General features: G+C 60.1%; 10 protein-coding genes. 5 read left to right on the top strand and 5 right to left on the bottom strand.

Annotated elements, in window-relative coordinates; all coding sequences use genetic code 11:
• Positions 1 to 36: 36 nt before the first annotated feature.
• The gene (pgeF, locus tag AACR93_RS10630; RefSeq protein ID WP_043850744.1) at positions 37 to 774 is read right to left on the bottom strand and encodes a peptidoglycan editing factor PgeF; all 738 of its coding nucleotides are present in this window, start codon (positions 772 to 774) and stop codon (positions 37 to 39) included.
• Between the two features lie 146 nt (positions 775 to 920).
• Positions 921 to 1901 carry a 23S rRNA pseudouridine(1911/1915/1917) synthase RluD gene (gene rluD / locus AACR93_RS10625; protein ID WP_043850743.1) on the bottom strand — a complete coding sequence of 327 codons (981 nt, stop codon included), beginning with the start codon at positions 1899 to 1901 and terminating at the stop codon, positions 921 to 923.
• A 117-nt stretch (positions 1902 to 2018) separates the two neighbouring features.
• On the opposite strand from rluD, the gene AACR93_RS10620 reads away from it, so the two are divergent.
• On the top strand, positions 2019 to 2774 hold the full coding sequence (locus AACR93_RS10620; protein WP_033114826.1) for an outer membrane protein assembly factor BamD: 756 nt from the start codon (positions 2019 to 2021) through the stop codon (positions 2772 to 2774).
• An 89-nt stretch (positions 2775 to 2863) separates the two neighbouring features.
• Here AACR93_RS10620 and AACR93_RS10615 read toward each other — a convergent pair whose 3' ends face one another.
• From AACR93_RS10615 to AACR93_RS10605, 3 genes are read right to left on the bottom strand one after another with little or no spacing between them, the layout of a single operon-like run.
• Positions 2864 to 3400 (bottom strand): phosphatase PAP2 family protein, encoded by a 537-nt coding sequence (locus AACR93_RS10615; protein ID WP_043850742.1) that lies wholly within the window; start codon positions 3398 to 3400, stop codon positions 2864 to 2866.
• A gap of 29 nt (positions 3401 to 3429) precedes the next feature.
• On the bottom strand, positions 3430 to 5112 hold the full coding sequence (locus AACR93_RS10610) for an ArnT family glycosyltransferase (protein ID WP_043850741.1): 1683 nt from the start codon (positions 5110 to 5112) through the stop codon (positions 3430 to 3432).
• Positions 5099 to 6466, bottom strand: a complete 1368-nt coding sequence (locus AACR93_RS10605) for a UDP-glucose dehydrogenase family protein (protein ID WP_043850740.1) — start codon at positions 6464 to 6466, stop codon at positions 5099 to 5101. Before AACR93_RS10605 ends, AACR93_RS10610 begins: the two co-directional genes overlap by 14 nt.
• A 397-nt stretch (positions 6467 to 6863) precedes the next feature.
• Here AACR93_RS10605 and arnB point away from each other — a divergent pair, with 397 nt between their 5' ends.
• Genes arnB through arnD form a run of 4 tightly spaced genes read left to right on the top strand, consistent with a single transcriptional unit; the run spans position 6864 to position 11867 of the window.
• Entirely contained in the window at positions 6864 to 8000 is a 1137-nt protein-coding gene (gene arnB, locus AACR93_RS10600; RefSeq protein ID WP_043850739.1) for a UDP-4-amino-4-deoxy-L-arabinose aminotransferase, read from the top strand.
• Positions 8001 to 8006: 6 nt separating this feature from the next.
• Entirely contained in the window at positions 8007 to 8987 is a 981-nt protein-coding gene (arnC, locus tag AACR93_RS10595) for an undecaprenyl-phosphate 4-deoxy-4-formamido-L-arabinose transferase (RefSeq protein ID WP_042031885.1), read from the top strand.
• Positions 8984 to 10975: a bifunctional UDP-4-amino-4-deoxy-L-arabinose formyltransferase/UDP-glucuronic acid oxidase ArnA gene (gene arnA / locus AACR93_RS10590; protein WP_043850738.1), complete on the top strand. Its 1992-nt coding sequence runs from the start codon at positions 8984 to 8986 to the stop codon at positions 10973 to 10975. Before arnC ends, arnA begins: the two co-directional genes overlap by 4 nt.
• A complete protein-coding gene (arnD, locus tag AACR93_RS10585; RefSeq protein WP_043850737.1) occupies positions 10968 to 11867 on the top strand; it encodes a 4-deoxy-4-formamido-L-arabinose-phosphoundecaprenol deformylase in 900 nt (299 codons plus the stop codon). The genes arnA and arnD overlap by 8 nt, the downstream gene beginning before the upstream one ends.
• Positions 11868 to 11888: the final 21 nt, after the last annotated feature.

Below are 11888 nucleotides of genomic sequence, written 5' to 3'. Positions count from 1 at the left end.
TCCCCGCCCTTGCACTATGCAGGGCGGGGAGCTTCATCAGGACGCCAACCAGATGATGGTGGCCATCCGGCCGGTCTGGCCGTCGCGACGATAAGAGTAGAACTGCTCGCTGTCGCTGAAGGTGCAGTATTCGCCACCATAGACGGCGGTGACGCCGGCGCGGGCAAGACGCAGCCGGGCCAGCTGGTAGATATCCGCCAGCCATTTCCCCTCATTGGGCGAAGGGACGAACGCCGCTTCTGCTTCGGCCTGCTCGGCCATAAAGGCCTCGCGCACCTCGCCACCCACTTCAAACGCAGTGGGGCCGATGGCCGGGCCAAGCCAGGCCAGGATCTCGCCCGGCTCGCAGCCCATGGCGGCGATGCTTGCCTCCAGCACGCCATCTTTCAGTCCGCGCCAACCGGCGTGAGCGGCAGCCACCACTGTGCCGGCCCGATCGCAAAACAGCACCGGCAGACAGTCGGCGGTCATCACTATGCAGGCCTGATCCGCCTCATGGGCGCAGGCGGCATCGGCATCCGGTGCCTGCTCATAATGGCTGCTGACCGGATGAACGACGGTGCCGTGCACCTGATTGAGCCAGTTGAGGGGCCCCGGGATGGCGGCCACCTGCTGCAGCCGGGCCCGATTGGCCTCGACCCTGGCCGGTTCATCCCCTACGTGGGCGCCCAGATTGAGACCGGCAAAGACCCCTTCGCTGACACCACCGTCACGGGTGGTCGAAAGAGCCCGGACGCGTGCTGGCGCCGGCCAGTCGGGTTCAATCCATTTCATTGCTCACTCCTTCACGCTCTATCGTTCAAATGGAAACGGGGCTCTTGGCTGCAACCAGTCAAGACGCCCCGTTTCAAGGTTCTGTGTGCTACGCGCTGTATCGGCGGGTTACGGCAGAAGTCGTCGCAACACTGCCAGATTTACCACTATTTCCAGACCAGCTCGTCCGGATTGGCCAACGTATCCGCACGCAGCACCTCCATCAAATCCAGCATGTCCTGCGGCGTGGGGGAGTGCCACTGCATGACCTCACCGGTAATGGGGTGAGCCAGCTGCAGCATAGTCGCGTGCAGAGCCTGACGACGGAAGCCGCGCAGGGCCTCGGTCAGTTCCGGCGTGGCGTTGCGCAGCGGGCGCAGACGGCCACCGTAGGCCGGGTCACCCACCAGCGGATGCTTGATGTGAGCCATGTGGACACGGATCTGGTGGGTACGACCGGTTTCCAGACGCAGACGCAGACGGGTGTGGCCACGGAACTTCTCATGTACCCGGTAGTGAGTCACGGAAGGACGGCCATTGGGTACAACGGCCATGTGGGTACGCTGGGTCGGGTGACGACCGATAGGGGCATCAACGGTGCCGCCGGCGGTCATGTGACCGATGGCGATCGCTTCGTACTCACGGGTGATCTGGCGCGCCTGCAGCGCGTCTACCAGATGGGTCTGGGCCGGAACTGTCTTGGCAACCACCATCAGACCTGTAGTGTCTTTATCCAGACGGTGCACGATACCGGCACGGGGCACCTCGGCAATACCGGGGTAGCGGTGCAGCAGGGCGTTGAGAATGGTGCCATCCGGCGTACCGGCGCCCGGGTGGACAACCAGACCGGCCGGCTTGTCGATCACCAGAATGTGTTCGTCTTCGTAAACGATGTTGAGCTCGATATCCTGCGCATCGAAGCGGGTGTCATCTTCCAGCTCTACATCCACATGCACCTGTTGCCCAGCAATCACCTTCTCGCGCGGGGTATTGGCAACCTGACCATCCAGGGTCACTTTGTCCTGTAAAATCCACTCCTTGATGCGGGTTCGGGAGTAGTCGGGAAACAATTCGGCCAGGGCCTGGTCGAGTCGCTGCCCGAATTGGTGATCCTGGAATTCGCCTGTCAGTTCAATATGCTGGCTCATGTATGGTCTCTTGAGCGGGGGGTATCAATTCGAAATAATCCGGGTATTCTAGCTTTTCTTTTAGCCAAGCATAACGGATACTTTGCCAATTTCGTGGAAATGGACCGGATGTTGTTGATGGGAAAGAAGTCTCACCTGCTGATGTCGCTCGCCTTGGTCGCTACCTTGATCACAGGCTGTTCCAGCACCAAACCCAAGGTACCCGACGAACCGCCGGAGACCCTGTACCAGAAAGCACGCCTCAAACTGGACGTTGGCAATTACGTGCAAGCCACTGAATTGCTGGAGGCTTTGGACTCTCGCTACCCGTTCGGCGCCTACTCCAACCAGGTGCAGCTTGACCTCATCTATGCCTACTACAAGCAGGATGATACCGCTCAGGCGATCGCCAATATCGACCGTTTTATCCGCCTCAATCCGGCGCACAAGAACATCGATTACGTCTTCTATATGCGCGGCCTGACCAACATGGCTGCGGATTACAACTTCTTCCAGAGCCTCTTTGGCATCTCCCGCGATGACAAAGACCCGGCCTATGCCCGCCAGGCATTCCAGGACTTCAAGACCCTGTTGCAGAACTACCCCAACAGCGTCTATGCCGCCGATGCCCGTGCCCGCATGATTGGTCTGAAGAACCGTCTGGCCAAATATGACCTGAGCGTCGCCGAGTACTACGTGAAGCGCGATGCACTGGTCGCGGCTGCCAACCGGGCCAAGCTGATTGTCGAAACCTACCCCGACACAGCCGAAACCGAAAAAGCGCTGGAGATCATGGTCGAGTCTTACGACACCCTGAAGATGCCGGAGCTGGCCAAGCATGCTCGCGAAGTGCTGGCCAAGAACTACCCGGAAAACCGCCTCGCCCGCAGCTGAGTGCGAATAAACCGGTAACAGTAAAAAACCGATGCCAAGGCATCGGTTTTTTTATATCTGCAATCAGCCCGGCCGGGGAAAACCCGTCATCAATAGCGGTAGTGAAGCCCCACACCGCGGGCATCCCCCTGCATGGCAACCGGCGCTACCACCACATTGCGCGATAGTGGTGTCGTAAACAGATAGCTAATCCCGGTCGCGATGGCCGCTCCGGCGATGATATCGCGCCAGTAGTGCTGCTCGGCATTCTCTCTCGACCAGCCCACAGCACCGGCCGCAATGTACGCCGGCAACCCGTAGTGCCAGCCATAACGGATCTGCAGATAGCTGGCGCCGCTGAATGCCGCCGCCGTATGGCCGGAGGGAAAACTCTGGCCAGAGCCGGATGGTCGCTCTGCATCTATGGTGAACTTCATCCCCTGCACCAGCGCCGTGGTGGTGGCAAAAGAGTAACCGAACTGCTTCAGCCCCTCGATATCATCCTCCCCCCATGAGATGAGTGCCGCCGCCACCGGAATCACGACCTGGCCGATATCGCCATAGGTTTCAAAACCACTGCCGGCGTGGCTGGCAGGAACCTTGAGCAGGAAAAGTGGAACAATTACCAAACGTACATATTGCGTCATCCGACGATCCTGAAGTGGAAATAAATAGATCAATGGCACTGCTCTGCCGCAACCAGCGTCAGCAGCTGCCCCTTGTCCGAACGAAGAGAGGTCTGTGCCAGCAGCTGATAGGGGATCCCCTCCAGCAGATTTGCTATCTCCTGCGCCGTACCGTTGACCAGCACCGCATCAAATCTGGCATCGTGACAGGCAAGCACATCCCTCACCCCCTGCCCGTCCAGATTCACTACCTGCATCTCTTCATAGACAGAGAGCAGACCTAGCTCGGTTTCACCCAGCCGCCAGCCGGCGATGCGATCCCGCGTCTCGAGCGGTATCCCCTCCAGCAGATGAGTCATCTTGCCCGAAACCCCCTTGGCGGCATCGATCAGCGGGTAGACCAGCGCAAAGGTGAGCAGAAACATGATGGCCACCGAGCTGGTGACATGAATGGCGCCATGTACCTCCTTGCGCCGCAACAATAGCTCCAGCGCCATCACGAACAGGGTGATCGCTGGAATATACCGCCACCCCAGCTTGCTGGCGGCTAGCTGCACTTCTGCCGGAATCTGGCTGGCAAACGGCAGCGGCAAACCCAGCAGGGGGAGTGCAATGATGGCAACGCAGAACAGCAGCATGAAGTAGAGCCACCCCCGACCATAACGGGCAGTCCACAGCGGCCAGCTCAGACTGACCTGACCCAGCATGATGGCAAATACCGGCAATAGCGGGAAAAGATAGAGAGTTCGCTTGGTCGAAGAGATTGTTAACAATAAAAGGGTTCCCAGCGCCCAGCACAGCAAAAATAACCGCTCACGACTCCACTCCCGCTGTTTCACCGTTTGCCAGCCCCAATAAAAAATGAATGGCAACCATGGGATGGTATATTCCACCATGCCCCACAAATAATAGAGATAGGCACCTTTCTTGATATGACCCAGTTCGGTCGAAGTGCCGGTAAGACGGCCAACCTGATTCTGCCAGAACCACTCATGCCACAAGGCATCGCCATCAGCATGATTAATTAGCTCACGAACCCAGGCTGCGATTGGCAATATAAAAAACAACAACACCAGCAAGTGTTGGAATATAAAAACGGGAACACTTTTCTCGTTTACTGCTTTGCGGGCAGCAAAGAGAAAAAGGGGCAACCAGCCGAAAAATACCGTCAACGGCCCGATCGGCCCTTTTGCCATAAAACAGCCAGCCAGACCCAGCCCGGCAATAATCGCCATCAAGTTGCGATGCGCCAGATAATATTCGGCGAATGCCCAGATGGTAAATACGACAAAGAAGGCGAGCGCACTGTCCGTCCTGATCCAGTGCGTATTGATAATGAATCCCTCCATGGAGCCCAGCGCGATGACCGACCAGAGTGCCGCCGACCTGTTGCCAAGCAGGCGATAGGCCAGCAGGCCGGTGAAGAGCAGCATGCCTGCCGCCCAGACCACGCCCGCCAAACGCAGGGTGTTGGTTATCCCCAGCCAGGATGCAAACCCATCAAGAAACGGCAAAGCGGCCATGTAGAAGAGCGGCGGCTTCTCGATAAAGCTGCGCCCGCCTAGGGTCGGCACCACCCAGTCACCACTGCGGTACATCTCGAGTGCAATGGCCGCTTCGCGGGGCTCATCAGGCGTCCAGAGCTGATGATCAAACTGGCCAAACAACAGCACCAGAGTCACCAGCAGCAACATCCAGCAGAGCTTGCGCCCCGAGATTTCAGGGCGTGGCATGGCTCATTCCTTCTGCGATGGTCTCCCCGCGTCCGATGGCGTAGTAGGAGAAACCCAAGGTTTTCATCTTGTGCGGGTCATAGAGATTGCGACCGTCGATGATGAGCGGCATGGCCAGCATCTTCTTGAGCTGGGCAAAGTCAGGCGCCTTGAACTCGTTCCACTCGGTGCAGATGACCAGTGCATCGGCCCCCGCCAGCGCAGCCTCCTTGGTGCCCATCAGCGACAGCTCGGGCTGGCAGCCATAAATGCGCTGCGCCTCCTTCATCGCCACCGGGTCAAAAGCCTGCACCCGCGCCCCCTCCTGCCACAGTGCCTCCATCAGCACCCGACTCGGCGCTTCGCGCATGTCATCGGTATTGGGTTTGAAGGCGAGCCCCCAGATGGCGATGGTCTTGCCCGCCAGCGACTCGCCCCGCTCTTGAAAGTGAGTGGCCAGCGTATCGAAGAGCTTGAACTTCTGCCGCTCGTTGACCCGCTCCACCGCGCGGATGAGCGGCGTGTCGTAGTCGAGCGCCGCGGCTGTCGCCAAAAACGCCCTCACATCCTTGGGAAAACAGGAGCCGCCATAGCCGCAACCGGGATAGATAAACTGGTAGCCAATGCGCTGATCGGCACCGATCCCCTGCCGCACCAGCTCGATATCGGCACCAACCCGCTCGGCCAGCCCGGCAATCTCGTTGATAAAGCTGATCTTGGTAGCCAGCATGCAGTTGGCTGCGTACTTGGTCAGCTCGGCACTGCGCACGTCCATGAGCAGAATGCGGTCGTGATTGCGGTTGAAGGGTTCGTACAGCTCGCGCATCACGGCTCTGGAGCGCTCCTTGCCGGTGCCGATGACGATACGATCCGGGCGCTGGCAATCACGGACGGCCGCCCCCTCTTTGAGAAACTCGGGATTGGAGACCACATCGAACTCGAACTGCTTGCCGAGCTCTGCCTGCTGCTCCCTGACCCAGTGGAATACCTTGTCTGCCGTACCAACCGGCACGGTGGATTTGTTGACGATGATCACCTCGTCGACACGATGTTGGGCAATCGACCTCGCCACCGCCCTGACGGCGCTCAGATCGGCCGAACCATCCTCGTCAGGGGGCGTACCGACGGCGATGAATTGCACGTCACCGTGGGTAACCGCCATGGATATATCCGTGGTGAATTTCAGCGAGCCATTTTGTAGCGTCTGGTGCAGTAATGAATCCAGCCCGGGTTCATAAATAGGTAATTCACCACGGGACAAACGGCTTATTTTTTCTGCATCGAGATCAATACAAACAACCTGATGGCCAACGTCAGCCAATACAATTGCTTGTACCAGGCCAACATAGCCACTGCCAAAAACGGTGATATTCATAACGACTGTTCCATAATGCGTGATGATGGAAGCTTTACATCGTTTATTAAATTGCACTACGGGCAATTTGTAACAAGCAATGTCAACACAGTATAACTCCAGGCCAATCCGGCAATGTCAGCGACTAGAATAATCACTCTAAATAGAGCCGAGCATCAAATTAAATTAAAGGAAAGTGTTTTTTTGTTACGAGATATTTCTATTTAAGGCTTCAAATAAAATCACCTGCAATTGTTACCAAGTGTTGCTGTGCGCTTGAATAAAAACTCGCTATTCAGTTACCTTCGAAAATATATCGAAGGATATAAATTTCTGCGCCATGCATATTTCCAGTGAAAATCGGCAACACCGGTTTTCATTGCTATTTGATCTCTTGCGACATTAAGACTGGAGTCGTATGAAAAACTTTCTGCCATTCTCGAAACCCGCCATGAGCGAGGCCGAGATCAATGCCGTCAGCGAGGTTTTGCAATCGGGCTGGATCACCACGGGCCCGAAAAATCATGAGCTGGAGCAGCGCTTCTGCGAGACCTTTGGCTGCCAGCATGCGGTGGCGCTCTGCTCCGCAACGGCCGGTATGCATGTCACCCTGATGGCACTGGGGATTGGCCCGGGTGACGAGGTGATCACCCCCTCCCAGACCTGGGTCTCCACCATCAACATCATCACCCTGCTGGGGGCCACCCCCGTCTTTGTCGATGTGGACAGGGATACCCTGATGGTCAGCGCCGGGCAGATAGCGCCGCTCATCACCCCCAACACCCGGGCTATCATCCCGGTTCACTACGCCGGGGCGCCGGTCGACCTCGACCCCATCCTCGCCCTGGGTCGCCAGCACGATATTCCGGTCATCGAAGATGCCGCCCATGCGGTCGGCACCCGCTATCGCGCCCGCTGGATCGGCGAGACCGGCACCGCCATCTTCTCCTTCCACGCCATCAAGAACCTCACCTGTGCCGAAGGGGGCATGCTGGTGACCGATGACAAGGCGCTGGCCGACAAGGCTCGGATGCTGAAATTCCACGGTCTGGGGGTCGATGCCTTCGACCGGATGACGCTGGGCCGCAAGCCGCAGGCCGAGGTGATCATGCCGGGCTTCAAGTACAACCTGGCCGACATCAATGCCGCCATCGCGCTGGTGCAGCTGGCCCGCCTGCCCGAGCTCAACGCCCGGCGCGCCATCCTGGTTGCCCGCTATCGGGAGTTGCTGGAGGGATTGCCGTTCGAACCGCTTGCCATCCCCGACTATGCCCATCTGCACGCCTGGCACCTCTTCATGGTGCGGGTCGATCCGGCCCGTTGCGGCCTCGATCGCGATCAACTGATGCAGGCGCTGCAGGAGCGTGGCATAGGCACCGGCCTGCACTTCAAGGCGGCCCATACCCAGAAGTACTACCGGGAGCGCTACCCGGCGCTCTCGCTGCCCAATACCGAGTGGAACTCGTCACGGCTCTGCACCCTGCCCCTCTTCCCCGACATGACGCTCTCCGACGTGGATCGGGTCGTGGCAGCCCTGACCGACATACTGGAGTAACGACACGTGAACCATAACGATATCAAGCGGGTATCCGTCATCATCCCCGTCTACAACGAGGAGGAGAGCCTGCCCGAGCTGCTGCGGCGCGTCACCGAGTCCTGCGAGCAGCTGAGTCAGGATTACGAGGTGATCCTGATCGACGATGGCAGCCGCGACCGCTCCGCCACCATCATCAGCGAGGCAGCGGCCCGCGAAGGGAGCAAGCTGGTCGCGGTGCTGCTCAACCGCAACTATGGTCAGCATGCCGCCATCATGGCCGGTTTCGAGACCGCCAAAGGGGATCTGGTGATCACCCTGGATGCCGACCTGCAGAACCCGCCGGAAGAGATCCCGCGGCTGGTCGCCACCGCCATGGAAGGGTATGACGTGGTCGGCACCATCCGCCGCAACCGGCAGGACTCATGGTTTCGCAAGACGGCCTCGCGCTTTATCAACAAGTCGGTACAGCGGGCCACCGGCGTCCAGATGAGCGACTACGGCTGCATGCTGCGCGCCTATCGCCGCCACATCATCGACGCCATGCTCTGTTGTCAGGAGCGCAGCACCTTCATCCCCATTCTGGCCAACAGCTTTGCCCGCCGCACCACCGAGCTGGAGGTGGGCCACGCCGAGCGGGCCCACGGCGAATCCAAATATGGCCTGATGCACCTCATCAACCTGATGTACGACCTGGTCACCTGCATGACCACGGCCCCGCTGCGCCTGCTCAGCATCGTTGGCAGCGTGGTGGCGGGGATCGGCTTCACCTTCTCGATCCTGCTGATCCTGCTGCGCCTGCTGATGGGCGCCGACTGGGCAGCAGACGGCGTCTTCACCCTGTTTGCCATTCTCTTCACCTTTGTCGGCGTGCAGCTGATCGGGATGGGGCTGCTGGGTGAGTACATCGGCCGCATGTATACCGATGTGCGTGCCCGCCCCCGCTACTTCATTCACCAAATCGTTCGCTCCACCCCGGATGCTTCGCAACAGGAAACTCAATCATGAAAGTTGTCATCTTTGCCTATCACGATATCGGCTGCACCGGTATCGAGTCCCTGCTTCAGGCCGGCTATCAGATCCAGGCGGTCTTTACCCACGCCGACGACCCGGGCGAGAACCGCTTCTTCGACTCGGTCGCCCAGCTCTGTGCCGAGCACGACCTGCCGGTCTTCTCCCCCGAAGACGTGAACCATCCGCTCTGGATTGAGCGCATTCGCGAGCTGGCACCGGAGGCCATCTTCTCCTTCTACTACCGCAACATGCTCAAGCAGGAGATCCTCGATATCCCGACCGTCGGGGCCTTCAACCTGCACGGCTCCCTGCTGCCCGCCTATCGTGGCCGCGCCCCCATCAACTGGTGTCTGGTCAACGGCGAGACCGAGACCGGCATCACCCTGCACCGGATGACGGCCAAACCCGATGCCGGCGATATCGTCGCCCAGCAGGCGGTGGCCATCGCCGACGACGACACGGCGCTGACCCTGCATGGCAAGGTGCGTCAGGCTGCCCATGCCCTGCTGGAAGGTGAACTGGTCAAACTCAAGCGCGGGGAGAGCCGCTTCACCCCGCAGGACGAGAGCAAGGCGAGCTACTATGGCCGCCGCACCCCGGCCGATGGCGAACTGCACTGGCACCGTCCGGCCCGCGAGCTCAACAATCTGGTACGCGCCGTCACCCAGCCCTATCCGGGGGCCTTCAGCTTTGCCGGCGATCGCAAGCTGACGGTCTGGAAATCGCAGCCGCTGGCGATCCAGAGCGACCGGCAGCCAGGCACCATTCTCTCTCACGACCCGCTGCGCGTGGCTTGTGGTGAGGGCGTGCTGGAGATCCTGGCCGGTCAGGCCGAAGGGGGGCTCTATGTACGCGGCACCCAACTGGCCCGCGAGCTGGGGCTGGTCGAGGGAATGAAGATCGGCGCCAAGGCGAGCAATGCCCTGCGCAAGGCGCGCCTGACCCGGGTGCTGATCCTCGGCGTCAACGGCTTTATCGGCAACCACCTCACCGAGCGTCTGCTCCAGGATGGCGGCTACGAAGTGTATGGCCTCGACATCGGCTCCAGCGCCGTGGACCGCTTCATCGGTCACCCCAACTTCCACTTCGTGGAGGGGGACATCAGCATCCACACCGAGTGGATCGAGTACCACATAAAGAAGTGCGACGTGATCCTGCCGCTGGTGGCCATCGCCACCCCCATCGAGTACACCCGTAACCCGCTGCGGGTGTTCGAGCTCGATTTCGAGGAGAACCTCAAGATCGTCCGCTACTGCGTCAAGTACAACAAGCGCATCATCTTCCCCTCCACCTCCGAGGTGTACGGGATGTGTGACGATCACAGCTTCGACGAGGATGAATCCCGCCTCATCGTAGGCCCCATCAACAAGCAGCGCTGGATCTACTCCGTCTCCAAGCAGCTGCTGGATCGGGTCATCTGGGCCTACGGCAAGAAAGAGGGGCTCAACTTCACCCTGTTCCGTCCCTTCAACTGGATGGGGCCGCGCCTCGACAGTCTGGACTCTGCCCGCATCGGCAGCTCCCGCGCCATCACCCAGCTCATTCTCAATCTGGTGGACGGTACCCCGATCCAGCTGGTGGATGGCGGCGCCCAGAAGCGCTGCTTCACCGATATCGAGGATGGCATCGAAGCCCTGTTCCGCATCGTCGAGAACAGGGACGATCGCTGCAACGGCCAGATCATCAACATCGGAAACCCGGACAACGAGGCGAGCATTCGCGAGATGGCGGAGGTGCTGCTCGCCAAATTCGATGCCCACCCGCTGCGCGACCACTTCCCGCCGTTCGCCGGCTTCAAGCTGGTGGAGAGCAAGTCCTTCTATGGCGACGGCTATCAGGATGTCTCCCACCGTCGTCCGAGCATCCGTAATGCCCGCAAGCTGATCGACTGGGAACCGACCATCGAGATGGAAGAGACCATCGGCAAGACGCTGGACTTCTTCCTGCAAGGGGCGGTCACCACAGGAGTCGAGCATGACTGAGGTGGGTCTGCGGATCGACGTCGATACCTTCAGGGGGACCCGTGACGGGGTACCCCGCCTGCTGCAACTGCTCGACCGGCATCAGGTGAAGGGGAGTTTTTTCTTCTCGGTCGGTCCCGACAACATGGGGCGCCACCTGTGGCGCCTGCTCAAGCCCCGCTTCCTGCTCAAGATGCTGCGTTCCAACGCAGCATCTCTGTATGGGCTCGATATCCTGCTGGCCGGCACCGCCTGGCCCGGCAAGCCTATCGGCAGAGAGTTGGGTTCCCTGATGCGCGACACCGACAGCGCCCGTCACGAGGTGGGGCTGCACGCCTGGGATCACCACGGCTGGCAGGCCAACACCGGCCGCTGGGACGAGGCCGAGCTGATCCGCCAGACCCGGCTCGGGGTCGATGCCCTGAGCAACATTCTGGGGCGCGCGGTGGATTGCTCCGCCGCCGCTGGCTGGCGAGCAGACCCGCTCACCACCCAAGCCAAGGAGCAGTTCGGCTTTCGCTACAACAGCGACTGTCGCGGCTGCGGCCTGTTCCGCCCCATTCTGGAGGACGGGCGGCCCGGCATCCCGCAGATCCCGGTCAACCTGCCCACCTTCGACGAGGTGGTGGGGCATCAGGTGACGGTCGACGGTTTCAACCACTTCCTGCTGGAGCAGCTGACCGCCACACCGCAACCGGGCCCCCATGTCTACACCATCCACGCCGAGGTGGAGGGGATCGTCATGGCGGATCAGTTCGATGCCCTGCTCGGCGAAGCCAAATCGCGCGGTATCCGTTTCGTCCCCCTTGGCGAGCTGCTCCCGTCCGACCCGACTCAACTACCGACCGGTCACCTGCTGCGCGGCACCCTGCCGGGGCGCGAAGGGTGGCTCGGCTGCAAGGCAGCCCCATGAACCAGCTCACCAGATTGCAAC

Origin of the sequence: Aeromonas sp. L_1B5_3 (assembly GCF_963866575.1) — a bacterium.
Taxonomy (GTDB): Bacteria; Pseudomonadota; Gammaproteobacteria; order Enterobacterales; family Aeromonadaceae; genus Aeromonas; species Aeromonas jandaei.
This window is presented reverse-complemented; position numbering and strand designations above follow the sequence as displayed.